We start from the raw sequence: 22436 nt of genomic DNA, 5'->3' as shown, positions 1-22436 counted from the left end.
CTTTACGGCAGGTGTGACGAAATGGCGAGCCTCACCACGCCAGTTCGAGCGCGGCGTAGCGGGCGAAGGTCGTCTCGGCCCGGAGCAACTCGGCCGCGCGGGCCGGATCCAGCGTGCCATCCGCCGCCTTGGCGGCGTCGCCGTGGATGCCCTGGGCGATGAACAGGCAGTCCAGCGCCTGCTCGGCGGCGCCCAGAACGTCCGTCACCACGCCGTCGCCGATGCACAGGACGCGCGAGCGGTCGACGGGGCGGCCCATCAACGCCTGCGCCTCGCGCAGCGCCAGTTCATAGATGGGTCCGAACGGCTTGCCGGCCATGACCACCCGCCCGCCCATCGATTCGTAGAGATCGGCGATCGCGCCGCCGCAATAGATGATCTGGTCGCCGCGCTGGACGATGCGATCGGGGTTGGCGCAGATCATCTCCAGATCGCGCGCGACCGCGGGGACCAGCCGTTCACGGTAATCCTCAGGCGTCTCGTTCGCATCGTCGTAGGGACCGGTGACGGAGATGAAGGCGGCGTCCGCGGCGTCGTGAGCGCTCTCGAGGTTCAGGCCCTCATACAGCACGAAGTCGCGGTCCGGGCCGATGATCCAGGCGGGGCCGGGCGCGCGGCGGGTCAGTTCGGCGCGGGTGGCGTCGCCCGAGGTGACGAAGGCCTTCCAGCTGTCGCGTGGCACGCCCAGGGCGTCCAGTTGCGCAACAACGTCCGACGACGGCCGCGGCGAGTTGGAGATCAGGACGACATGGCCGCCCTTTTCGTTGAACTTGGTCAGGGCCGTGCAGGCCGTGGGCCAGCTCTCGCGGCCATTGTGGATCACGCCCCAGACGTCGCACAGCAGGATGTCATAATCGTCGGCGACGGCGGACAGGCGAGGCAGGGCGTGAGGCAGGGTCATAGGCCGGTTATAGCCGCCGGGACGCCGGGGGAAAGGCCGCAAGCGCCCCCTCCCCGCCATGGGGCGTGGTCGCTTTCCCTCTTCGCCCTCGCCTCTCTTCCTGCTAACCGGCTTTCAGCATGAAAATACCTCGCATCGCCTACGCCGCCTACGGCATCGCCCTGGCCGTCATCGTCCTGGACCAGTTGACCAAGGCTTGGGTCCTGGGCGTGATCGACGCCTCGCACATCTCGCAGATCCGCGACGGCTATCGCATCGCCGAGGTCGCGCCGCCGGTCTTCAACCTGACCTATGTGCTGAACACGGGCGTCAGCTTCGGCCTGTTCGGCGGCGGCGCCGGGCGCTGGATCCTCAGCGCCTTCTCCGTCCTGGTCGCAGCCGTCCTGGCCTGGTGGGCGACGCGCGCGGATCGGCGGCTGCTGGTCGCGGCCATCGGTCTGGTCATGGGCGGCGCCCTGGGCAACGTCTTCGACCGCATCCGCTTCGGCGGGGTCGTGGACTTCCTCGACTTCTCGGGAACGGGCCTGTTTCCGTGGATCTTCAACGTCGCCGACAGCGGCATTACGGTCGGCGTCGTCCTGCTGATCCTCGACAGCTTCCTGTCAGAACGTCGTCCGACGGTTGGCGCGGCCAACGAAAAGTCGTAATCACCCCCTCTTCACTATCGTCCCGAGCCAGCGCCATTGGGCGCGCCTCCCGGAGCCGAGCTGACCCTATGCGTATCCGTAGCGCCTTCACCGTGGCCCTTTTCGCCACCACCGCCCTCAGCCTGACCGCCTGTTCGAGCATGAAACAGAGCATCGGCCTGACCAAGGTCGTGCCGGACGAGTTCGTCACCGTCGCCAGCGCGCCCCTGTCGGTGCCGCCGGAATACGGCCTGACCCCGCCCTCGCCGGGCCAGCCGCGTCCGCAGGAACTGGCCCCCGAAAGCGCCGCCCGTCAGATCCTGCTGGGTCAGCGCCAGGCCGTGACCCGCACCGGCGGCGAACAGGCCCTGGCCGCTCAGGCCGGCGCCGACCGCGCCGACCCCCTGGCCCGCTATGTCGTCGACGACGAGTTCGGCGACCTGGCCCACAAGGAAGAGGGCTGGGCCAACCGCGTCATGTTCTGGCGCAAGAATGATCCGGCCACCCAGGCGCCGACCGTCAGCCAGACTACCCAGGGCGCCGTGACCATCGACGCCAACTCCGAACACGCGCGGCTTCAAGCCCTGACCGGCGCGCAACAGGGCATCACCATCGCCCCGCGCAAGGATCGCGGCTTCAAGCTGCCGGGCCTGTAAGAAGGCCGAATGGCCAAGAGATCAAGGGGCGCGTTCGTTTCGGCGGACGCGCCCTTTTTCGTTAGCGCATCTTCTTTCCTCCCCATTTCATGGGGAGGTGGCGCGGCGGCGAAGCCGACGAGACGGAGGGGGCGACCCGCCGTCAGGCCGTCAGGACGCGCGGCAGTTTGAACGAGACGGTCTCGCGCTCGCCGTCGTCCTCGGTCACGGTCGCGTCGAAGCGTCCGCGGATGGCCTCGATCAGGGCCTCGATCAGCGGCTCGGGCGCCGAGGCCCCGGCGGTCACGCCGACGGTCGTCACGCCGTCGAACCACGACCAGTCCACATCGCGCGCGTCATCGACCAGCCGCGCGTCGCCGGCCCCCGCCTTCAGAGCCACATCGACCAGACGGGCCGAGTTGGACGAGTTCTTGGAGCCGACCACCAGCACCAGCTGGCAGCCCTCGCCCAGGCGCTTGACCGCTTCCTGCCGGTTGGTGGTGGCGTAGCAGATGTCTTCCTTGTGCGGGTCCGGCAGTTCCGGGAAGCGCCGCTTCAGCGCCGCCAGAATGTCGGCGGTGTCGTCCACCGACAGGGTGGTCTGGGTGGCGTAGGCCAGAGGCTGGTCGCCGGGGCGCTGGAAGGTCTCCGCGTCCGCCGCCGTCTCGACCAGGCTGATGGCGCCGGGCGGCAACTGGCCCATGGTGCCGACGACCTCGGGGTGGCCCGCGTGGCCGATCAGGATGATGTGCCGGCCCGCCGCGTGATGGCGCTCGGCCTCGACATGGACCTTGGACACCAGGGGGCAGGTGGCGTCGAGGAACAGAAGTTCGCGCGACCGCGCCGTGGCGGGGACCGACTTGGGCACCCCGTGCGCCGAGAAGACGACCGGCCGGTCGTCGGGGCATTCGTCCAGTTCCTTGACGAAGACCGCCCCCATGCCCTTCAGCCGTTCGACGACATGGCGGTTGTGGACGATCTCGTGGCGGACATAGACGGGGGTGCCGAATTTCTCGATGGCGCGCTCCACGATCTGGATCGCCCGGTCCACCCCGGCGCAGAAGCCGCGCGGCGTGGCGAGGCGCACGCTCAGGGGGCGGCGCTCAAGGGCGGAGGGCGAGCCAGAGGACGAGACTGAGGACAAGACGGGCGCGTTCATGGCTGGAACCTAGTCGCTCGCGCGCCTTCCCGCCACCGGCTGCATGGTCGCGTTTGCCGCGCCTCGCTTTAGCCGCTATCACCACCGAGCGTGGCCTGGTCGGACGCCCGATCGTCCCGCGCCCCTTTCGACTGCCGGAAAGCTCCTGATGCGTCGCGTCCTGACCGCCCTCGCCGCCCTCTCCCTCGCGGCCGCGCTGATTCCCCAATCCGCCGAGGCCCAGTCTCGCGGCCGCCAAGGCGGCCAGAAAAGCGGCAGCCAGTCGCCGGATCAGGGCACGTCGCAGCGCTCGCGCGAGGTGCGCATCGCCCCGTTGAACCGCCGCGCCAACGCCGGCCCCTGCCCCTATGTGAAGGTGCTCTACGACGCGGCCCGCTATGTCGAGCTGGCCGACTTCAACCGCCCCTCGGCCGCGGGCGTCGGCTTCACGGGCGAGATCGAAGGCGTCTCGGCCGACTGCGCCTATCGCGGCGCCGATCCGATCCGTCTGGACTTCAACATCCTGTTCAACCTCGGCAAGGGACCGCAAGCCAGCGGCGACACCCGCACCTATCGCTATTGGGTGGCGGTGACCGAGCGGAACACGGCCGTCCTGGCCAAGGAATATTTCGACCTGCCGGTCAATTTCGACGGGCAGCAGACCGCCTCGATCCAGAAGGCCGAGTCCATCGTCATCCCCCGCGCCGACGCCACCACCAGCGGCAACAACTTCGAGGTCCTGATCGGCTTCGACGTCACGCCCGAAATGGCCGAGTTCAACCGCTCGGGCAGCCGCTTCCGCGTCACCGCCGGCCAGACCCAACCGAACGACTAATGACCGATCTCAGAACCTCCCTGGGCGAAGCGGTAGCCGCCGCCTTCGCCGCCGAAGGCGTGGACGCCGCTCTCGCCCGCGTCGTCGCCTCCGACCGTCCCGATCTGGCCGACTTCCAGTCGAACGGCGCGCTTGCCGCCGCCAAGGCGCTGAAGGCCAATCCGCGTGAGCTGGCCGCCAAGGTCGCCGAGCGCCTGGCCGCCGACCCGCGCCTGTCGTCGGTCGAAGTCGCCGGTCCCGGCTTCATCAACCTGAAGCTCTCCAACGCCGCCCTGGCGCAGCGCGCCGCCGAGGTCGCCGCCGACATGACCCTAGCCGGCGCCTCGCTGAACACGCCCGCGCGCAAGGTCGTCATCGACTACGCCGGCCCCAACGTGGCCAAGCCGATGCACGTCGGCCACCTGCGCTCGTCGATCATCGGCGAGAGCCTGAAGCGCCTGTTCCGCTTCCGCGGCGACATCGTCTGGGGCGACGCCCACTTCGGCGACTGGGGCTTCCAAATGGGCCTGCTGATCACCGCTTGCGGCGACGAGCATCTGGCCGACGCCTTCATGGCCGACGGCGACGGTCCCTTCCCCCCCGACAGCCCGGTCACGCTGGAAGACCTTGAGCGCCTCTATCCGCAGGCCGCCGCCAAGGCCAAGGAAGACCCCGCCTTCCGCGACCGCGCCCGCAAAGCGACGGCCGAACTGCAGGGCGGCCGTCCGGGCTACCGCGCGCTGTGGGCTCATTTCGTCGCCGTCAGCCGCACCGCGCTGGAGCGTGAGTTCGGCGCGCTCGACGTCACCTTCGACCTGTGGAACGGCGAGAGCGACGCCGATCCCCTGATGCCCGAAATGCTGGCGCACCTGAAGGAGACCGGCCTGCTGGTCGAGGACGACGGCGCCCAGGTGGTTCACGTCGCCAGGCCCGGCGAGACCCGCAAGAAGAAGCTGGCCGACGGTTCGGTCATCGAGGCCGCCAGCCCGCCGCCCCTGCTGGTGGTTTCGTCGGAAGGCTCGGCCATGTACGGCACGACCGATCTGGCCACGATCCTCGACCGCCGCAAATCCATCGATCCCGACCTGATCCTCTACGTCGTCGACGAGCGTCAGGCCGAGCATTTCGAACAGGTCTTCCGCGCCGCCTATCTGGCCGGCTACGCCCCCGAGAAGTCGCTGGAGCACCTCGGCTTCGGCACCATGAACGGCGCCGACGGCAAGCCGTTCAAGACCCGCGCGGGCGGGGTGCTGAAGCTGCACGACCTGATCACCATGGCCACCGACAAGGCGCGCGAGCGTCTGCACGAGGCCAAACTCGGCGACGACCTGCCGGAAGCCGAGTTCGAGGACATCGCCCGCAAGGTGGCGGTGGCGGCGCTGAAGTTCGCTGACCTGTCGAACAACCGCACCACCTCCTACGTCTTCGACCTCGACCGCTTCATGAGCTTCGAGGGCAAGACCGGCCCCTATCTGCTGTATCAGGCCGTGCGGGTGAAATCCCTGCTGCGCAAGGCGGCCGATCAGGGCGTCGCGACCGCCGCCATCGCCATCAACGAACCGGCCGAGCGCGACCTGGCCCTGACGCTGGACGCCTTCGACGCGGCCACGGCCGACGCCTATGACAAGCGTTCGCCCAACCTGATCGCCGAGCACGCCTATCGGCTGGCGCAGAGTTTCTCGAAATTCTACGCCGCCTGCCCGATCCTGGTCGCGCCCGACGCCGCCACCAAGGGCTCGCGCCTGGCCCTGGCCGCCGCCAGCCTGCACCAGCTCGAACAGGCGCTGGAACTGCTGGGCATCGAGACGCCGGAGCGGATGTAAGTACTGCTTCCTTCTCCCGGTGGGAGAAGGTGGCCCGAAGGGCCGGATGAGGGTCGAGGCTTTCAATCGGTGTGAGCCGTTGCGCTGCGGCTTACGCCGACGGACGCCCCAGCCCCTCACCCTTTCGCCTTACGGATCGCTTCGCTCTCCGAGGCTCAAGCCCTCTCCCGCCGGGAGAGGGTCGGCAGATGACGGTCGGGAACGGGTTCGCTAAGGTCGGGGCCAAGTTACGGAGCCTCCCCCATGTCCCTCGACGCCTTCATCGCCGGTCTGCCCAAGGCCGAACTGCACCTGCACATCGAAGGCTCGCTGGAGCCCGAACTGATGTTCGAACTGGCGCAGCGCAACGGCGTCGCCATCCCCTATGACAGCGTCGAGGCCGTGCGCGCGGCCTATGACTTCTCCAACCTTCAAGACTTCCTCGACATCTACTACGCGGGCGCGGCCGTGCTCCTGACGCGTCGGGACTTCGAGGACCTGGCCTTCGCCTATTTCCAGCGCGCCGCCGCCGACAACGTCCGCCACGCCGAGATCTTCTTCGATCCCCAGACCCACACCGACCGGGGCGTGCCCTTCGGCGTGGTGGTCGAGGGCCTGATCGCGGGCATGGACCGGGCCAAGGCGGAACTGGGCGTGACCAGCGGCGTGATCCTCAGCTTCCTGCGTCATCTGTCCGAGGACGAAGCCTTCGCCACGCTGGAGGCCGCAAAGCCCTATCTGCACCACTTCATCGGCGTCGGGCTGGATTCGTCCGAGGTCGGCCATCCGCCGGCCAAGTTCCAGCGCGTCTTCGCCGCCGCCCGTGAACTGGGTCTGAAGCTGTGCGCCCACGCCGGCGAGGAAGGCCCGCCCGCCTATGTCCACGAGGCGCTGGACCTGCTGCACATCGACCGCATGGACCATGGCAACCGCTCGATGGAGGACGAGGGCCTGATCGAACGCCTGGCTGCGTCCCAGATGACGCTGACGGTCTGCCCGCTGTCGAACCTGAAGCTGCGCGTGGTCAAGGACCTGAAGGACCACCCGGTCCCCGAGATGCTGCGCCGCGGCCTGCACGTCACCCTGAACTCGGACGACCCCTCCTATTTTGGCGGCTATGTGAACGCCAACTACATCCAGCTGGCGAAGGCCGTGGGCCTGACGCGGGAGCAGGTCGTGCTGCTTGCCAAGAACAGCTTCGAGGGCAGCTTCCTGCCCGAGGCCGACAAGGCGGCGCGGATCGCCGAGGTCGAGACCTACGCGGCGGCGCACTGATCCCTCCTATCGTCATCCCGGACGAGCCGCAGGCTCGATCCGGGACCGCCGGAAGCGCAAACGTTTGAATGTCGAGTCCTTGGCGGTCCCGGCTCTGCGCCTCGCGATGCGAGGCTTGGCCGGGATGACGGAGTGAAGGTTAGGCCGCCGCGATCTGATCGACCTCGTGGGCCGAGCCCAGGGCCACGGGGATGCGCTGGTGCAGGGCGGTCGGGGTCACGTCCAGAATGGCCTGGGTCCCGTCCGTCGTCGCCTTGCCGCCCGCCTGTTCGATCAGGAAGGCCATGGGATTGCCTTCGTACATCAGGCGCAGCTTGCCGGGCTTGTTCGGCTCGCGCTTGTCCCACGGATACAGGAACACCCCGCCGCGCATCAGGATGCGGTGCACGTCGGCCACCATGGCGGCGACCCAGCGCATGTTGAAATTCTTGCCCCGGGGACCGTCGGCGCCCGCCAGGCAGCCGGCGATGTAGCGCTGCACGCTTTCGGCCCAGTGGCGCTGGTTCGACATGTTGATGGCGAACTCCTTGGTGTCCGCCGGGACCGTGATCGTGCCGTGCGTCATCAGCCACTGGCCGTCGTGCGACAGGGTGAAGCCCGCAACGCCCTGGCCCGTCGTCAGCACCAGCATGGTCTGGCCGCCGTAGAGGCAGTAGAGGGCCGCGGCCTGCTGGCGGCCCGGTTGCAGGAAGTCGGCCTCGCTCGGCGGGGCCGACGGCGATTTCAGCACCGAGACGATGGTGCCGACCGGGGCGTTGATGTCGATGTTGGACGAGCCGTCCAGCGGATCGAACAGGACCAAGTATTGGCCCGCCGGGTTCGTCGCCGGCTGGACCGTGTCCATTTCCTCGGACGCCACGCCCGCCACGACCGGGCAGGCCAGCAGGGCGTGGGTCAGGATGTCGTTGGCGATGACGTCGAGCTTTTTCTGCTCCTCATCCTGCACGTTGACCGCGCCCGATGCGCCCAGAGCCCCGACCAGGGCCCCGCCCGACACCACCTTGCGGATTTCGACGCAGGCGGCGGCGACGACCGTCAGGGTCTGGGTCAGGCCCTGCGGCAGGTTGAGCGACGCAAGGTGGGCGGCGAGGTCGGTGCGGGCGGTCATGGCGTCCTTCAATCCTGTCGCGAGGGCGGCGTTTGCGCTCCTCATGGCCCTTCGGATCGTACACGGCAAGCCCGGCGCCGCTTGACTTCGCGCCGGAGTCGGGGCCTTAGGTCGCACGCTCTCGCGGGAGAGATCGACGGTCGCGCAGCGGCTGTCGGAGCCGAAGGCGCAACCGCCCCGGAAACGCTCAGGCAAAAGGACCGCGAAAGCGCACGGACGCTGGAAAGTCGCCGTATGGCGCGCCGACGGAGCAAGGCCGACCTCGATCGGGGGGCGGTCGGAATCTCTCAGGCTTCAGGACAGCGGGGGCGCGACGACGGCGAAGCTATCGCCGCAACCCGCGACCCGGAGTGCGCCATGAGCGACCAGGCCCTGAAGACCACCCCTCTCAACGCCGCGCACCGCGCGCTGGGCGCCCGCATGGTCGGCTTCAGCGGCTATGACATGCCGGTCCAGTATGAGGGCGTTCTGGCGGAACACCGCTGGACCCGCGAACATGCCGGCCTGTTCGACGTCTCGCACATGGGCCAGGCCCGCATCACCGGCCATGACGCAATTCAACAGTTCCAGCGCTTCGTGCCCGGCGACTACGAGATCCTGAAGGCCGGCAAGCAGAAGTATTCCCTGCTGCTGAACGCCGAGGGCGGCATCATGGACGACCTGATGGCGGGCAAGCCCGACCATGACGGCCTCTATGTCGTGGTCAACGCCGGCAACAAGGACGCCGACTTCGCCTTCCTCAACGCCAACCTAGCCGGCGACGCCAAGCTGGTCGTCCTCGACGACCGCGCCCTGCTGGCGATCCAGGGACCGGAAGCCGCCGAGGTCATGGCCGCGCACGAGCCGGTCCTGGCCGAGATGGGCTTCATGGATTCGGCCCGCCTGATGCTGTTCGGCGTCGACTGCTTCGTCTCGCGCTCGGGCTACACCGGCGAGGACGGCTATGAGATTTCCGTGCCGAACGCCGACGCCGAGCGCGTCTGGAACCTGCTGCTGTCCGACGCTCGCGTGAAACCGATCGGTCTGGGCGCCCGCGACTCCCTGCGCCTCGAAGCCGGCCTGCCGCTGCACGGCCACGACGTCGACGCCACGACCAGCCCGGTCGAGGCCGCGCTGACCTTCGCCCTGTCCAAGTCGCGCAAGGAAGCCGCCGACTTCAACGGCGCCGAGCGTATCCTCAAGGAACTGGCCGACGGCCCGTCGCGCGTCCGCGTCGCCCTGCACGTCAAGGAAGGCGCCCCGGCCCGTGAAGGCGCCGAGATCGCCGACGCTGACGGCGCCGTCATCGGCGTCATCACCTCGGGCGGCCCCTCGCCGACCCTGGGCCGCAACATCGCCATGGGCTACGTCCCGCCAGCCTTCGCCGCGCTGGGAACGGACCTGAAAGTCATCGTGCGCGGCAAACCCGCCGCCGCCGAAGTCGTCGCCACCCCCTTCGTGGCGACCCGCTACTATCGGAAGCCGAAGGCCTAACGCCCTCTCATTCCGTCATTCTCGGGCCTGTCCCGAGGATCCAGAAACACCGACGCCCGCCGTCGGATCACGACTTCCCAAGCTGGGGGTCTGGATCCTCGGCACAAGGCCGAGGATGACGAGTTAAACAGGCTGCTTCGGCCGCATGAGGAAGATCGAAATGCGCTTCACCAAGGATCACGAGTGGGTTCGCCTCGAGGGCGACGTCGCCACAGTCGGCATCTCCAAGCACGCTGCTGACGCCCTGGGCGACGTGGTGTTCGTCGAGACGCCGGAAGCCGGCAAGAGCTTCAACCAGGGCGACAGCTTCGCCGTGGTCGAAAGCGTCAAGGCCGCCTCGGACGTCTACGCCCCCGTCTCGGGCGAAGTGGTCGAGGGCAACGCCGCCCTGGCCTCGGCCCCGGAAACCGTCAACGCCGATCCCGAAGGCGAAGGCTGGTTCGCCAAGATCAGGATTTCGGACGCTTCGCAGGTCGAAGCCCTGATGGATCAGGCCGCCTACGACGCCTTCCTCGCCACCCAGTAAGACCCGTCGTCCCCGGACGGCGCGGCGCGCCGGTCCGGATCGCCGGATTTCCCGCCGCTTGAAGCGCTCCCGGACGTCGCCTTCCGCGACCTCCGGGATGCCGCCGAGGACCCCCGATGCGCTACCTCCCCCTGACGCCCGACGACCGTGAGGCCATGCTGGCCGCCATCGGCGCCCAATCCATCGACGACCTGTTCATCGACGTGCCGCAGGCCGCGCGCCGCGACGGCTTTGTCGACCTGCCCCGCGTGGCCGGCGAAATGGAGGTCGAACGCGCCCTCTCGGCCATGGCGGGCAAGAACGCCACGGCCTCGACCGTGCCCTTCTTCTGCGGCGCCGGCGCCTACAAGCACCACGTCCCGGCCACGGTCGATCACGTGATCCAGCGGTCGGAATTCCTGACCAGCTACACCCCCTACCAGCCGGAAATTGCCCAAGGCACGCTGCAGTACCTGTACGAGTTCCAGACCCAGGTCGCGAACCTGACCGGGATGGAAGTCGCCAACGCCTCCCTCTATGACGGCTCGACCGCCATGGCCGAAGGCGTGCTGATGGCCACCCGCGTGACCCGTCGCAATAAGGCGGTGATCTCAGGCGGGGTGCACCCCCACTACGTCAAGGCGACCGAGACCGTGGTTCACGCCGTCGGCGTCGAGACCCAGGTCCTGAGCGCCGCCGTTGACGCCGAAGACGCCGTCATCGCCGCCATCGACAAGGACACGGCCTGCGTCGTCGTCCAGACCCCCAACGTCTTCGGCACCGCCACCGACGTGACCAAGATCGCCGAGGCCGCCCACGCCGCCGGCGCCCTGCTGATCGTCGTGGTCACGGAAGCCGTGTCGATGGGCCTGCTCAAGTCGCCAGGCGAAATGGGCGCCGACATCGTCGCGGCCGAAGGCCAGTCGATCGGCAACGCCCTGAACTTCGGCGGCCCCTACATCGGCCTGTTCGCCACCCGCGAGAAGCTGCTGCGCCAGACGCCCGGCCGCTACTGCGGTGAAACCGTCGACGCCGACGGCCGTCGCGGCTTCGTCCTGACCCTGTCGACGCGCGAGCAGCACATCCGCCGCGACAAGGCCACGTCGAACATCTGCACCAACTCGGGCCTCTGCTGCCTGGCCTTCACCATCCACATGAGCCTGCTGGGCGAGACGGGCCTGCGCCAACTGGCCCTGCTCAACCACGAGAAGGCCGTCGCCACGCGCGACGCCCTGGCCGCCATTCCGGGCGTCGAGGTCCTGACCCCCCGCTTCTTCAACGAGTTCGCCGTCAAGCTGCCCAAGAACGCCGCTGAGGTGGTGCAGACCCTGGCCGACCACGGCATCCTGGCCGGCGTGCCCTACAGCCGTTTGGCCCCGGAAGCGGGTCTGGACAATGTCCTGCTGGTCGCCGCGACCGAGACCACCCTGGACGCCGACATCACGATTCTGGCGGGTTCGCTCGCCAAGGTCCTGGCGGCCTGAGCGGAGATAGAACCATGAGCACGATGAACACTGTCGGCCGCCCGACCACCCCGAACGCCACGCCGGACAACGACTACAAGCACCCGACCCTGACCGGCGGACGCGGCCTGCTGCAGGACGAGATCCTGATCTTCGAGGGCGAAGGCTGGGGCAAGACCGGCGTCGACCTGCCCAAGCCCGCCACCGACGGTTCGGACCTGGGCGACCTGGTCCGCAAGGACCCGATTGGTCTTCCTGGCCTGTCGGAGCCCGAGGCCATGCGCCACTATGTGCGCCTGAGCCAGAAGAACCACGCCATCGACCTGGCCATCTATCCGCTGGGTTCGTGCACGATGAAGCACAACCCGCGCCTGAACGAGAAGATGGCGCGTCTGCCGGGCTTCTCGGACATCCACCCGCTGCAGCCGCAATCGACGGTTCAGGGCGCGCTGGAGCTGATGGACCAACTGGCCCACTGGCTGAAGACGCTGACGGGCATGCCCGCGGTGGCCCTGTCGCCCAAGGCCGGCGCCCACGGCGAACTGTGCGGCCTGATGGCCATCCGCGCCGCCCACGAGGCCAAGGGCGAGCATGAACAGCGCCGCAAGGTGCTGGTTCCGACCTCGGCCCATGGCACCAACCCGGCCACCGCCGCCTTCGTCGGCTATTCGGTGGTCGAGGTCGCCCAGACCGACGACGGCCGCGTGGACGTGGCTGATCTGGCCGCCAAGCTGGGTCCGGACGTGGCGGCCATCATGGTCACCAATCCGAACACCTGCGGCCTGTTCGAGCGCGACATCCTGGAGATCAGCCGCCTGACGCACGAGGCGGGCGCCTACTTCTATTGCGACGGCGCCAACTTCAACGCCATCGTCGGCCGGGTCCGCCCCGGCGACCTGGGCGTCGACGCCATGCATATCAACCTGCACAAGACCTTCTCGACGCCGCACGGCGGCGGCGGCCCGGGCGCGGGCCCGGTCGTGCTGTCGGAAGCCCTGGCCCCCTTCGCGCCCGCTCCGTGGGTCGTGAACACGGGCGACTGCTACAAGCTGGTCGAGCGCGAGGAAGACGAGGCGGCCCAGGCCTTCGGCCGTCTGTGCGCCTTCCAGGGGCAGATGGGCATGTATGTGCGCGCCCTGTCCTACATGATGAGCCACGGCTCTGACGGCCTGCGTCAGGTGGCCGAGGACGCCGTGCTGAACGCCAACTACATCAAGGCCCGCCTGTCGGACCTGATGAGCGTTGCCTTCCCCGAAGGCCCCTGCATGCACGAGGCCCTGTTCGACGACGAATGGCTGAAGGGCACGGACATCACCACGCTCGACTTCGCCAAGGCGATGATCGACGAGGGCTTCCACCCGATGACCATGTATTTCCCCCTGGTCGTCCACGGGGCCATGCTGATCGAGCCGACGGAAACCGAGTCCAAGGCCGAGCTGGATCGCTTCATCCACGCCATGCGCCTGCTGGCCGAGGCGGCGAAAGCCGGCGACGTGGATCGCTTCAAGGGCGCGCCCTTCCATGCGCCGCTGCGGCGTCTGGACGAGACCCGCGCCGCCCGCTCGCCGCGCCTGCGCTGGTCGGCCCCGGAAGGCTCCAACATCGCCGCCGAATAGACGCCCGATCGAGACCTGAAGTAGAGCGCCGTGTCTTTCGAGACACGGCGTTTTGCATTTAGACCCCTCTTACGAAAGCGTCATTCACACGCCACGGTTCGGCCTTGTCGCGCGTGTCTAGGAGAGTGTGACAGCGTCGCTGCGGTCGGTGCGGCCTCCATCAGGAGGACGCCGGCCGGCGCGAGGAGGCGTTGTTGCCTGCCCTCCTCCCCCTAGCCCGTGGCGCCCGTGACCCTGGCCCTGATTTCCTTCCGCGCCCACAGCCGGCCTCGCCAGAGGCCCGGACTGCTGCGTCGTGCGAAGCGGCTGGGGATGATGTCGCTGGGCATGCTGATCATCGGCCTGGGCATTCTGATCGCCCCCCTGCCCGGCCCCGGCGGCGTGCCCGTCATCGCGCTCGGCCTGATTCTGCTGCTGCGCAATTCCTGGTGGGCCAAGCGGCAGTTCATCCGCGCCCAGCACGCCCGGCCGAAGTGGGTCTATCCCTTCCGCCGCCTGATGCGGAAGAACCCGGAGATCGCCCCAGTTTTCTGGCAACAGGCCCTCCGCGCCGAAAAGGTGGTGCTGCGCAAACGCCCGTCCCGCCAGTTGATCCGGGCCCGCAAGCGCGTCCGCCGCTCATTCCGCAAGCTGTTCCGCTAAAAAAAGCCTCATTTCACCGCACACGGTAACGTGAACACCGCCGTAACCCGGTCGGCGATGAACGGCGTATGCTCCCCTCGCGTAGTCAAAAGACAGATAGCGTTGGGAGGCGCTTTTCTCATGATGTCACGCGTAAAACAGGGAATCGTCGCCGGCTTCATTGCGACCGTCGCGGTTTCCATTCTCGAGTTGGTGAACCTGTTGTTCGCCAAGGTCTTCGACCCGTTCCCCGAGGTCGTCGCCAAGATGTTCGGCATGCCGGGCAATCTGGCGGCCGGTTGGGCCATCCACTTCGTCATCGGATCGCTGATCCTGGGGCCGCTTTTCGCGGTCATCTACGACCGGCTGCCAACCAAGACGCCAGAGACCAGGGGCATCCTGTTCGCCGTGGCGGCCTGGGTGGCGATGATGCTGATCATCACCATGATGGGCGACCCGCGCACCTTCACCGGAAGCGCCGGCTTCGGCACCTTCGGCTGGATGCTGATCACGCACATGATCTTCGGCGGCGTGATGGGCAACGTCTTCGCCCGGCTGCTGGCCCGCGAGAAGCGCGCCGCCGGCTTCATCCACGGCGCACCGGCTCACTGATCGAGGCGAACCGCTGAAACGCAAAAGGCCCCGCCGTCGCCGGCGGGGCCTGATGTGTTTGTCGCTATGACAGCGGTCAGTTCAGCTTGACGCCGATCTGGCTGATGGCGGCGTCGATCAGGGCGTCGCCCTTGGCGCCGGCCAGACGAGCGGCCAGGATGTCCTGAGCCGCCTTGGCCGCCAGGTCGGCGGCAGCGGCCTTGACCTCGATCGTGGCCTGAGCCTCGGCTTGGGCGATGCGGCGTTCGGCCAGAGCCTGACGACGGGCCAGACCCTCTTCCAGACGAACCTTGGCTTCGGCCTCCAGACGGCGAGCGTCGGCTTCGGCGGCGGCCAGCATGTCAGCGGCCTGAGCTTCGGCTTCAGCCTTTTCCAGACGGATCTGGGCCAGCATGGCTTCGGCTTCGGCGCGCAGGCGGGCGGCCTCGTCCAGTTCCGATTGAATCTTGGCGCCTTGCGCGTCCAGGGCCTTGGCCATGGCGCCCGGCACCTTGGCCAGAACCAGGATGCCCAGGAAGATCACCAGACCGACGGCGACCCAGAACTCGGCGTTCGAGAGATCCCAGAACTCAGGATTGAAGAAGGCGGGCATGTCAGGCGGCTCCCTTGACGGCGGCGTCGGCTTCGGCGGCCGTGGCGGCCTTGCCGGTCAGACGCTCGACCATGGCGCGGGCGGTGTCGGAGGCGATGGTCGAGACATTGGCCATGGCCGCGTCGCGGGTCTTGCCGATGGCGGTCTCGGCCTCGGCGATGCGGGCGTTGACGACGGCTTCCTCGGCGGCCTGACGGGCGTGGGCCTCTTCGGTCACGCGAGCCTTGGCGGCGGCGGCGGTGGCGCGGGCGTCGGCGCGGGCCTTGGCGACGTCGGCCTTGGCGGCGTCCGCCTGGGTGGCGGCCTCGGCCTGCACCTGACGGGCGGCGTCGACGGCGCCGGCGATCGTCCCGGCGCGTTCGTCACGAACGGCACGCAGACGCGGCAGGAAGACCTTCGACAGCAGAATGTAGAGAACGGCGAAGATCAGCAGCAGCCAGACGATCTGACCAGCCCAGTGCTGCATCTCCAGCTGCGGCAGACCGCCGGAGCCATGGGCGTCGCCGTGGGCGACTTCGGCCTGATGGGTCGCCTCGGGGGCGGCCACGGGCGCGATCTCACCGTTCTGGACGGTGACGGTCGGCGCAGGCTGGGTCGGGTCTTGCGAGGCGACGCTCGCGATAGGGGCGGCCATGGGCTCTATCCGGTGATCTCAGAAAGACGCGAGCGGCGGAACGGTCGTGAAGACCGCGCCGCCGCCCAGATATTCAGTTCGACTTAGCTGAACAGGCAGAGCAGGCCGATCACGAAGGCGAAGATGCCCAGTGCTTCAGCCAGGGCGGCGCCCAGGATCAGGTTGGTGAACTGGCCGGGAGCGGCCGAAGGGTTACGCGTGGCGCCTTGCAGGAAGCCCGAGAAGATCAGGCCGACGCCGAGGGCCGAACCGATCATGCCGAGGGTAGCGAGACCGGCGCCGATGTATTTTGCTGCTTCAGCATCCATAACTTTAGTTCCTCGTTGGGATGGATTGAAAGAAAGGGTTGGCGGGCTGGCCCAGCGCTTAGTGCTGATCCAGATGCACGACGTCGTTCAGATACACGGTGGTCAGAACGGCGAAAACGAAAGCTTGCAGGAAGGCGACGAGGAACTCCAGCGCTGTCAGGGCGACCACGCCGCCCATGGCCAGAACCGCGCCGGGGATGCCGATCAGGCCGATGCCGCCCAGCGTCACCACGAAGCCGGCGAAGACCTTCATCGCCACGTGACCGCCCAGCATGTTGCCGAACAGACGAAGGGCCAGCGACACCGGACGCAGCAGGAAGGAGATGAACTCGATCGGCGAAACCAGCAGCAGCAGGTACCACGGCACGCCCGTCGGGGCGAACAGCTTGAAGAACTTGATGCCGTTCTTGGCGAAACCGACGCCGATGACCAGCAGGATGGTCAGCATGGCGAAGGTGGCGGTCACGGCGACCTGCGACGTCGCGGTGAAGACCGTGAGCATGCCCAGCAGGTTCAGCGACAGAATGAAGACGAACAGCGTCAGGATGAAGGGGAAGAAGGCGCGGCCCTGTTCACCCATGATCGAGACCGCGAGATCGTCGATGAAGGCGAACGCCCCCTCGCCCACCACCTGCAGTCGACCAGGCACCAGCTTTGGCTTGGCCGTCACGGCGGTGAAGAACAGGGTGATCAGCACGGCGGCGACCATCATGGCCAGCGTCGAGTTGGTGATCGACAGATCAACCATGCCGAGGCCGGGCACGTTGACGGCCGGAAGATCAACAACCTTGCTGATCTGGAACTGGTGCATCGGATCGGCCATGCCGCCCGGTCTCCTAAGTCAAAAGGCCAAACCGCCGTACGACAGTTTGGTCAAAAATCCCGCTCGTCCTCGACCTCGTCGTCGGTCAGATCCTGGGGAGGCCCCAGTTCCTTCAACGCGATCGCACTCATTTTTCGGGCCGAACGAACCGCCAGCCAGATCGATAGACCGAAACCGATCAGGGTTCCGGCGATAATTCCCCAAGGCATGGTCCCGACCAGAAGATCGAAACCCCACCCCAGACCCAGACCGACAGCCAGGCCGCCGATCATCTCGCCCATCAGGCGATAGCCGTAGCCCGCCGCGTTCGCCCCATAGTCGGGAGGCGTCGGCGTGGCCCGTGCCTTGAGCGAGTCGGCCTGCTCGTTGAGGCGTTTGATCGCCTCTTCGCGCGATTCCATCGTTGGGGACATGGCCTGTGCGCTCAGCACCCCGGCAGGGACGCCAGGGCAGGTCTGAATTCGGCGCGGAACCTATAGCCGAGGGGGCCGAAGGTCAAGGCACGGAACGGAGTGCACAAGGTATTGGAATATCAGATTTTCTTACTCATTGCGGCGAGGGCGTGGCGATGCGTCGCTGTCGGCGACGGGCCCCTGACCGCGCCAAGGCGTCGCAGGTCCCTAAAAACTAGTCCTCGTTGACGAAGTCCTGGGCGAATTCGGGCGCGCCGTCGTCGAGGGCGGCCAGCAGGTCCTCGCCTTCCGACTCGCCGCTACGCGTGGGATCGGGCACCTCGAAGCCGACAGGAATCGACAGGTCCAGCAGCCCCGCCGCCTTCATCTCCTGCACGCCAGGCAGGTCATAGAGGCTGGCCAGGCTGAAATGCTCGAGGAAGCGGTCGGTCGTGGCGTAGGTGACAGGCCGCCCCGGCGTGCGGCGACGCCCGCGCAGCCGCACGAAGTCCATCTCCAGCAGCAGGTCCAGCGTGCCCTTGGACAGGGAGACGCCGCGCACGCTCTCGATCTCGGCGCGGGTGCAGGGCTGGTGGTAGGCGATGATGGCCAGGGTCTCCAGCGCGGCCTTGGACAGGCGACGCGGCTCCTCGCGCTCCTCGGTCATCAGGAAGCCCAGGTCGGCGGCGGTGCGGAAACGCCAGCGATCGGCGACGCATTCCAACTCGACGCCGCGTCCCTGATAACGTTGGCGCAGGGCCGCGATGGCCCGCCCCGCGTCGGCGCCCTCGGGCAGACGACGCGCGATCTCGGCCGCCGACAGCGGCGCGGCGGCGGCGAACAACAGCGCCTCGACCCGGCGCTCGATCTCGGCGTCGTCGGGGATGAAGGTGAGGTTAGACATCAGGAACGCTCCCCATGCGCGCCGCTTCTGCCCAGGCCCCCTCCATCCGTCATCCTCGGGCCTGTCCCGAGGATCCAGAGACACGACGCTGAAGAAAGGATGCGCCTCGCCTGACGAAGCAAGGATACGTTTCTGAATCCTCGGGACAAGCCCGAGGATGACGTGGAGAAGAGCGCCGGGATGAGCGGATCAGAATGACTCACGGCGTCAGCTCCAGGGGTTGGCCCAAGCCCCGGCGCTTGAGGAAGACGTCGGCGAAGGCCTCGGCCTGGCGCACGTCCATCGCCCCCTCCTTCACCAGCTCCAGACTGGCCGACAGGGTCGAAGCGGTATAGCTGGCCTGGCTCGGCCCCTCGCCTTCGCTGTCCTCGCGCGCGGGCGCCACCTGATCCAGCGGCGTCCAGTCGGCCAGACGCGGCATCATGGCCCGCAGCCAGTCGCGCGCGGCCTCCAGCTGGAAGGCCTCGACCCGCTGGCCGGGCGCATAGTTGCGGCGCTCCTCGCGCCGACGCTGGGCGACATAGGCGGCCATCAGCTCATAGAGGCTGGCGTCCACGCGGTCCGACGGGATGATGACGGTGGCTTCCGGGTCGCCGCGCGTGAAGACATCGCGCTTCAGCTGCGGGCGGCTGGTGATGGCCTCGACCGAGCGGCGCATAGCCTCCAGCTTTTGCAGGCGAAACGCGAGCGCGGCGGCCATCTCCTCGGCCGGCGGTTCCTCCGCCTTGCCTTTTTCGGTGCGCGGCAGCAGCAGGCGCGACTTCAGATAGGCCAGCCAGGACGCCATCACCAGGTAGTCGGCGGCCATGGCGAAGTTGCGCCGCCGCGCCTCGTGAACGAAGGCCAGATACTGTTCCGCCAGCCTGGTGATGGACAGCTTCAGCAGGTCCACCTTCTGCGTGCGCGCCAGCGCCAGCAGGACGTGCAGCGGCCCTTCATAGCCCTCCAGATCAACGACGAAGGCCTCGGCGGCGTCAGCGTCGTCAACGGCGGCGAAGTCCAGATTGGGCTGGAACGCCTGATCCATCTTTAGGCCTGGGCCTCGCCGACGTCCGGCCCCTTGGCTTCGAAACGACCGCTCAGGGCCGCCTCCAGCCGGGCGCGGGCCTCGGCCACATCCAGCGGCTCGGGCGTGTGGACGATGCGGTTGAGCGCAGCCTCGGCGCGGCGTTTGGCCTCGCCCTTCAGCCTGCCAGTCCCCTCGGCTGCCTGACGCATTTCGCCGAGGTCGCCGTTGCAGTGCAGGATGACGTCGCAGCCCGCTTTAAGCGACTGTTCGGCGCGCTCGGTCAGCGTGCCCGACAGGGCCTTCATCGACAGGTCGTCGGACATGATCAGGCCCGAGAACCCCAGATGCTCGCGCATCAGGCGGATGCCCTTCTTGGAGGTCGTGGCCGGGCGCTTGGCGTCGACGGCGGTGAAGACGACGTGGGCCGTCATCGCCATCGGCATGTCCGACAGGGCCTTGAACGGAGCGAAGTCCCAGGCGTCCAGCATCGCCAGATCAGTCTCGACCACCGGCAGGTCGTGGTGGCTGTCCGAGAAGGCGCGGCCGTGGCCGGGGATATGCTTGATGATGGGCAGGACGCCGCCCGCCAGAAGCCCCTCGGCCGCCGCCCGGCCCAGCTGGGCCACGGTGGCGGGGTCCTGGGCGTAGGCCCGGTCGCCGATGATGTCGTGAGCGCCCGGCACCGGCACGTCCAGCACCGGCACGCAGTCCACGGTGATGCCCAGTTCGCGCAGGTCGTGGGCGATCAGCCGCGCCCCCAGACGCACCAGTTCGCGCGCCGCCGCCGCGTTTCCTGTCGCCTGAAGATAGGCGGCGCCCGGCGGATACTTGGACCAGTGCGGCGGGCCGAGGCGCTGCACCCGGCCGCCCTCCTGGTCGATCAGGACCGGCGCGTCGTCGCGGCCGATGCTGTCGCGCAGCTCGGCCACCAGGGCCTTGACCTGATCGGGGCTGTCCACGTTGCGCCGGAACAGGATGAAGCCCCAGGGGCGGACTTCGGCGAAGAAGGCGCGCTCCTCCGCCGTCAGCTTATGGCCGGAACAGCCGTAGATGGCGGCGGAGGTCATGCAGTCAGGCCCTAGCGGACGATGCAGTCGCGGCCGGCGGCCTTCAGCGCGTTGCAGAAGGCGACGGCGCGCTCGCGGCTCATGCCGGTGAAGGTGGTGCGATAGACGGTCGAGCCGTTGGCGGCGGTGACTTCCTGCACCCGCTTCTCTGCGCCCGAGGCGAACGAGCCGAAGCGCGAGGCGACGGCGGCGTATTCACGGTCGGCGATGGCGGTCGACGAGAAGGCGCCGATCTGCACGCTCGACGAACCACCAGCGGCGGGGGCGCTCGGAGCGGGAGTCGCCGGGGCCTTGACGGCAGGGGTCACAGGCTTGGCCGGGGCGACCGGCGCGGGCGCAACCACGGCGGGCGCTGCGGGCGGCAGGGCGGTGGCGGCGACCGGCGGGGCGATGGGAGCCGGCGCGGGGCGCGGCTCGACGGCTTCGGGACCGGGGGTGAAGGTGGGGGCGGCGCCGACGGCCTCGCCGCCGTCGCGATAGACGCGCACGCCGGCTTCCGGGTCGATCGGCTGGGCGTCCAGCGGCGCCTCGACCTTCATGCTTTCGACGGGCGTGCCCACGGCGGGCGGGGCGTCGGTCGAAGAGCGCACGCCCGAGCGATAGAAGACCACCACGGCCACGATCAGCAGCAGCAGCACCACGGCGCTGATGATCAGGGTGATCGGCGGCGACTTGGCGGCTGGCGCGCGACGGGGATCATAGCTGCGACGCTCGAACGGCAGGTCGTCGTCGGTGGGCGGCGTATAGGCCCCCCGCTCGCGGCCGGCGTTGGGATTGCCTCGGTGATCGTCGTCGTAGGACATGGGTCGCGCTTTCTGGATCGGCTCGCGCGCGAATCGGCGCGTGAGAAGTGTTCAGTCTAGCCCGCCCGTGGCCTCTTTCGAATCACAGATCAAGCGCCAGGTCGAGGCTGAACAATTTGCCGTGGACTTCGATGGCGTAGCGGTCGGTCATCCCGGCGATATAGTCGCACACCGCCCGCGCCCGCTTGACCGGATCGTCCGACAGAGCCTGCGCCGACCATTCGGGCGGCATGACCTCGGGCTCGGCCATGAACAGCTGGAACAGCTGCGACAGGACGCGGCGCGCCTGACTGCGGGTGCGGTTGACCCGATAGTGGCGATACATGCGCTCGAACAGGAAGCGACGCAGCACGCCCAGATCCGCCAGCATCCCCGGCGAGAACTGCACCATCATCTCCGGCGCCCGGCGCACGTCTTCGGCGGTGACGATGCGGTGCGCAGCCAGACGCAGCTCGGTCTCGGCCAGAACGTCGTCGACCATGATGCCGATCATGCGGCGCACGGCCTCCAGACGGATCATGCGGTCGTCCAGCATCGGCCAGTCGCGGCGCGCCTCGGCCAGACACGGCCCGATCAGGGGAACCTCGGCCAGATCGGCCAGGGTGAACAGGCCTGCCTGCACCCCGTCGTCCACGTCGTGGTTGTTATAGGCGATGTCGTCGGCGATGGCCGCGCACTGGGCCTCCAGCGAGGCGAAAGTGTCGAGCCGCAGGTCCCAGTCCGCCGCCCCGCCGGGCGCATAGGCCGCGACCGTCTTCCACGCCGGCTCGTCCAGGTGATGCATCACCGGGCCGTTGTGCTTGATGACGCCCTCGACCGTTTCCCAGCTCAGGTTCAGACCGAGGAATTTCGGATAGCGGACTTCCAGCTCCGTGATGACGCGGAAGCTCTGGACGTTGTGATCAAAGCCGCCGTAGTCGGCCATCTGGGCCTGCAGCTCGTCCTCGCCCGCATGGGCAAACGGCGGGTGCCCCAGATCGTGGGCCAGGGCGATGGTCTCGGCCAGATCGTCGTCCAGCCGCAGGGCATGGGCCAGGGACCGGGCGATCTGCGCCACTTCCAGACTGTGGGTCAGACGGGTGCGATAGTGGTCGCCCTCGTGCGCCACGAAGACCTGGGTCTTCTCCTTCAGGCGGCGGAAGGCGGTGGCGTGAATGATGCGGTCGCGGTCGCGCGCGAAGGGAGTGCGGGTGCGGCTGGCGGGCTCGAAGACATGGCGGCCGCGGCTGGCGGCGGGGTCTTCGGCGAAGGACGCGCGGGTCTGGCTCAAGGCGGACAGCACTTCTATTGCAGCGCAGGCCTTTGCGAATGCCTG

At 68.1% G+C, this 22436-nt stretch carries 24 protein-coding genes and 1 riboswitch; of the genes, 11 read left to right on the top strand and 13 right to left on the bottom strand.

The window, feature by feature from the left end:
• Positions 1–31 precede the first annotated feature (31 nt).
• Positions 32–901, bottom strand: a complete 870-nt coding sequence (locus AC1DJ5_RS07055; protein ID WP_477020120.1) for a TIGR01459 family HAD-type hydrolase — start codon at positions 899–901, stop codon at positions 32–34.
• Between the two features lie 119 nt (positions 902–1020).
• Between AC1DJ5_RS07055 and lspA the strand changes: the two genes are divergently transcribed.
• Complete coding sequence (lspA, locus tag AC1DJ5_RS07050; protein WP_441455346.1) at positions 1021–1548, top strand: signal peptidase II; 528 nt, start codon at positions 1021–1023, stop codon at positions 1546–1548.
• Positions 1549–1616: 68 nt separating this feature from the next.
• Complete coding sequence (locus tag AC1DJ5_RS07045) at positions 1617–2183, top strand: DUF3035 domain-containing protein (protein WP_441455344.1); 567 nt, start codon at positions 1617–1619, stop codon at positions 2181–2183.
• Positions 2184–2325: 142 nt separating this feature from the next.
• On the opposite strand, the gene ispH is transcribed toward AC1DJ5_RS07045, so the two are convergent.
• Positions 2326–3321: a 4-hydroxy-3-methylbut-2-enyl diphosphate reductase gene (gene ispH, locus AC1DJ5_RS07040; RefSeq protein ID WP_441455343.1), complete on the bottom strand. Its 996-nt coding sequence runs from the start codon at positions 3319–3321 to the stop codon at positions 2326–2328.
• Positions 3322–3469: 148 nt separating this feature from the next.
• Here ispH and AC1DJ5_RS07035 point away from each other — a divergent pair, with 148 nt between their 5' ends.
• The 3 genes from AC1DJ5_RS07035 (at position 3470) to AC1DJ5_RS07025 (ending at position 7191) form a co-directional block, all read left to right on the top strand.
• Positions 3470–4135: a DUF2057 domain-containing protein gene (locus tag AC1DJ5_RS07035; protein WP_441455342.1), complete on the top strand. Its 666-nt coding sequence runs from the start codon at positions 3470–3472 to the stop codon at positions 4133–4135.
• Positions 4135–5937, top strand: coding sequence for an arginine--tRNA ligase (gene argS, locus AC1DJ5_RS07030; RefSeq protein WP_441455341.1), 1803 nt, complete (start codon positions 4135–4137; stop codon positions 5935–5937). Before AC1DJ5_RS07035 ends, argS begins: the two co-directional genes overlap by 1 nt.
• A 243-nt stretch (positions 5938–6180) precedes the next feature.
• On the top strand, positions 6181–7191 hold the full coding sequence (locus tag AC1DJ5_RS07025; RefSeq protein WP_477020119.1) for an adenosine deaminase: 1011 nt from the start codon (positions 6181–6183) through the stop codon (positions 7189–7191).
• A gap of 139 nt (positions 7192–7330) precedes the next feature.
• Here the strand turns inward: AC1DJ5_RS07025 and AC1DJ5_RS07020 are convergent, their stop codons facing one another.
• Positions 7331–8299 (bottom strand): class 1 fructose-bisphosphatase, encoded by a 969-nt coding sequence (locus AC1DJ5_RS07020; RefSeq protein ID WP_477020118.1) that lies wholly within the window; start codon positions 8297–8299, stop codon positions 7331–7333.
• Between the two features lie 114 nt (positions 8300–8413).
• Positions 8414–8512, top strand: a riboswitch (glycine riboswitch).
• A gap of 144 nt (positions 8513–8656) precedes the next feature.
• Here AC1DJ5_RS07020 and gcvT point away from each other — a divergent pair.
• From gcvT to AC1DJ5_RS06990, 6 genes are all read left to right on the top strand, one after another.
• Complete coding sequence (gcvT, locus tag AC1DJ5_RS07015; protein ID WP_477020117.1) at positions 8657–9772, top strand: glycine cleavage system aminomethyltransferase GcvT; 1116 nt, start codon at positions 8657–8659, stop codon at positions 9770–9772.
• Positions 9773–9932: 160 nt separating this feature from the next.
• On the top strand, positions 9933–10298 hold the full coding sequence (gcvH, locus tag AC1DJ5_RS07010; RefSeq protein WP_441455613.1) for a glycine cleavage system protein GcvH: 366 nt from the start codon (positions 9933–9935) through the stop codon (positions 10296–10298).
• Between the two features lie 116 nt (positions 10299–10414).
• Positions 10415–11761 carry an aminomethyl-transferring glycine dehydrogenase subunit GcvPA gene (gene gcvPA / locus AC1DJ5_RS07005; protein WP_477020116.1) on the top strand — a complete coding sequence of 449 codons (1347 nt, stop codon included), beginning with the start codon at positions 10415–10417 and terminating at the stop codon, positions 11759–11761.
• Between the two features lie 14 nt (positions 11762–11775).
• Positions 11776–13356, top strand: a complete 1581-nt coding sequence (gcvPB, locus tag AC1DJ5_RS07000) for an aminomethyl-transferring glycine dehydrogenase subunit GcvPB (protein WP_477020115.1) — start codon at positions 11776–11778, stop codon at positions 13354–13356.
• Between the two features lie 228 nt (positions 13357–13584).
• Positions 13585–13998: a hypothetical protein gene (locus tag AC1DJ5_RS06995; protein ID WP_477020114.1), complete on the top strand. Its 414-nt coding sequence runs from the start codon at positions 13585–13587 to the stop codon at positions 13996–13998.
• A gap of 120 nt (positions 13999–14118) precedes the next feature.
• Positions 14119–14589, top strand: coding sequence for a DUF6789 family protein (locus AC1DJ5_RS06990; protein WP_441455332.1), 471 nt, complete (start codon positions 14119–14121; stop codon positions 14587–14589).
• Between the two features lie 76 nt (positions 14590–14665).
• Here the strand turns inward: AC1DJ5_RS06990 and AC1DJ5_RS06985 are convergent, their stop codons facing one another.
• From AC1DJ5_RS06985 to AC1DJ5_RS06940, 10 genes are all read right to left on the bottom strand, one after another.
• Positions 14666–15181, bottom strand: a complete 516-nt coding sequence (locus AC1DJ5_RS06985) for a F0F1 ATP synthase subunit B (protein ID WP_441455330.1) — start codon at positions 15179–15181, stop codon at positions 14666–14668.
• Position 15182: 1 nt separating this feature from the next.
• On the bottom strand, positions 15183–15815 hold the full coding sequence (locus tag AC1DJ5_RS06980; RefSeq protein ID WP_441455329.1) for a F0F1 ATP synthase subunit B family protein: 633 nt from the start codon (positions 15813–15815) through the stop codon (positions 15183–15185).
• Between the two features lie 83 nt (positions 15816–15898).
• Complete coding sequence (locus AC1DJ5_RS06975; protein ID WP_441455328.1) at positions 15899–16123, bottom strand: F0F1 ATP synthase subunit C; 225 nt, start codon at positions 16121–16123, stop codon at positions 15899–15901.
• A 58-nt stretch (positions 16124–16181) separates the two neighbouring features.
• Positions 16182–16946 carry a F0F1 ATP synthase subunit A gene (locus tag AC1DJ5_RS06970; protein ID WP_441455326.1) on the bottom strand — a complete coding sequence of 255 codons (765 nt, stop codon included), beginning with the start codon at positions 16944–16946 and terminating at the stop codon, positions 16182–16184.
• 50 nt (positions 16947–16996) lie between these two features.
• Positions 16997–17359: an AtpZ/AtpI family protein gene (locus AC1DJ5_RS06965; protein WP_441455324.1), complete on the bottom strand. Its 363-nt coding sequence runs from the start codon at positions 17357–17359 to the stop codon at positions 16997–16999.
• Positions 17360–17573: 214 nt separating this feature from the next.
• Entirely contained in the window at positions 17574–18242 is a 669-nt protein-coding gene (gene scpB / locus AC1DJ5_RS06960; RefSeq protein ID WP_477020113.1) for an SMC-Scp complex subunit ScpB, read from the bottom strand.
• A 199-nt stretch (positions 18243–18441) separates the two neighbouring features.
• The gene (locus AC1DJ5_RS06955) at positions 18442–19269 is read right to left on the bottom strand and encodes a segregation and condensation protein A (protein WP_477020112.1); all 828 of its coding nucleotides are present in this window, start codon (positions 19267–19269) and stop codon (positions 18442–18444) included.
• A gap of 2 nt (positions 19270–19271) precedes the next feature.
• Entirely contained in the window at positions 19272–20318 is a 1047-nt protein-coding gene (gene nagZ, locus AC1DJ5_RS06950) for a beta-N-acetylhexosaminidase (protein ID WP_477020111.1), read from the bottom strand.
• An 11-nt stretch (positions 20319–20329) separates the two neighbouring features.
• Positions 20330–21121 (bottom strand): SPOR domain-containing protein, encoded by a 792-nt coding sequence (locus AC1DJ5_RS06945; protein WP_477020110.1) that lies wholly within the window; start codon positions 21119–21121, stop codon positions 20330–20332.
• 82 nt (positions 21122–21203) lie between these two features.
• A complete protein-coding gene (locus tag AC1DJ5_RS06940) occupies positions 21204–22391 on the bottom strand; it encodes a deoxyguanosinetriphosphate triphosphohydrolase (protein ID WP_477020109.1) in 1188 nt (395 codons plus the stop codon).
• Between the last annotated feature and the right edge of the window lie 45 nt (positions 22392–22436).

This window comes from Brevundimonas sp. 01N35, assembly GCF_056399785.1.
This window is presented reverse-complemented; position numbering and strand designations above follow the sequence as displayed.

What these genes read in the sequence shown, in the direction of transcription:
- AC1DJ5_RS07055 (WP_477020120.1), bottom strand. Translation starts at nt 901, where the DNA reads ATGACCCTGCCTCACGCCCTGCCTCGCCTGTCCGCCGTCGCCGACGAT.
- lspA (WP_441455346.1), top strand. Translation starts at nt 1,021, where the DNA reads ATGAAAATACCTCGCATCGCCTACGCCGCCTACGGCATCGCCCTGGCC.
- AC1DJ5_RS07045 (WP_441455344.1), top strand. Translation starts at nt 1,617, where the DNA reads ATGCGTATCCGTAGCGCCTTCACCGTGGCCCTTTTCGCCACCACCGCC.
- ispH (WP_441455343.1), bottom strand. Translation starts at nt 3,321, where the DNA reads ATGAACGCGCCCGTCTTGTCCTCAGTCTCGTCCTCTGGCTCGCCCTCC.
- AC1DJ5_RS07035 (WP_441455342.1), top strand. Translation starts at nt 3,470, where the DNA reads ATGCGTCGCGTCCTGACCGCCCTCGCCGCCCTCTCCCTCGCGGCCGCG.
- argS (WP_441455341.1), top strand. Translation starts at nt 4,135, where the DNA reads ATGACCGATCTCAGAACCTCCCTGGGCGAAGCGGTAGCCGCCGCCTTC.
- AC1DJ5_RS07025 (WP_477020119.1), top strand. Translation starts at nt 6,181, where the DNA reads ATGTCCCTCGACGCCTTCATCGCCGGTCTGCCCAAGGCCGAACTGCAC.
- AC1DJ5_RS07020 (WP_477020118.1), bottom strand. Translation starts at nt 8,299, where the DNA reads ATGACCGCCCGCACCGACCTCGCCGCCCACCTTGCGTCGCTCAACCTG.
- gcvT (WP_477020117.1), top strand. Translation starts at nt 8,657, where the DNA reads ATGAGCGACCAGGCCCTGAAGACCACCCCTCTCAACGCCGCGCACCGC.
- gcvH (WP_441455613.1), top strand. Translation starts at nt 9,933, where the DNA reads ATGCGCTTCACCAAGGATCACGAGTGGGTTCGCCTCGAGGGCGACGTC.
- gcvPA (WP_477020116.1), top strand. Translation starts at nt 10,415, where the DNA reads ATGCGCTACCTCCCCCTGACGCCCGACGACCGTGAGGCCATGCTGGCC.
- gcvPB (WP_477020115.1), top strand. Translation starts at nt 11,776, where the DNA reads ATGAGCACGATGAACACTGTCGGCCGCCCGACCACCCCGAACGCCACG.
- AC1DJ5_RS06990 (WP_441455332.1), top strand. Translation starts at nt 14,119, where the DNA reads ATGATGTCACGCGTAAAACAGGGAATCGTCGCCGGCTTCATTGCGACC.
- AC1DJ5_RS06985 (WP_441455330.1), bottom strand. Translation starts at nt 15,181, where the DNA reads ATGCCCGCCTTCTTCAATCCTGAGTTCTGGGATCTCTCGAACGCCGAG.
- AC1DJ5_RS06980 (WP_441455329.1), bottom strand. Translation starts at nt 15,815, where the DNA reads ATGGCCGCCCCTATCGCGAGCGTCGCCTCGCAAGACCCGACCCAGCCT.
- AC1DJ5_RS06975 (WP_441455328.1), bottom strand. Translation starts at nt 16,123, where the DNA reads ATGGATGCTGAAGCAGCAAAATACATCGGCGCCGGTCTCGCTACCCTC.
- AC1DJ5_RS06970 (WP_441455326.1), bottom strand. Translation starts at nt 16,946, where the DNA reads ATGGCCGATCCGATGCACCAGTTCCAGATCAGCAAGGTTGTTGATCTT.
- AC1DJ5_RS06965 (WP_441455324.1), bottom strand. Translation starts at nt 17,359, where the DNA reads ATGTCCCCAACGATGGAATCGCGCGAAGAGGCGATCAAACGCCTCAAC.
- scpB (WP_477020113.1), bottom strand. Translation starts at nt 18,242, where the DNA reads ATGTCTAACCTCACCTTCATCCCCGACGACGCCGAGATCGAGCGCCGG.
- AC1DJ5_RS06955 (WP_477020112.1), bottom strand. Translation starts at nt 19,269, where the DNA reads ATGGATCAGGCGTTCCAGCCCAATCTGGACTTCGCCGCCGTTGACGAC.
- nagZ (WP_477020111.1), bottom strand. Translation starts at nt 20,318, where the DNA reads ATGACCTCCGCCGCCATCTACGGCTGTTCCGGCCATAAGCTGACGGCG.
- AC1DJ5_RS06945 (WP_477020110.1), bottom strand. Translation starts at nt 21,121, where the DNA reads ATGTCCTACGACGACGATCACCGAGGCAATCCCAACGCCGGCCGCGAG.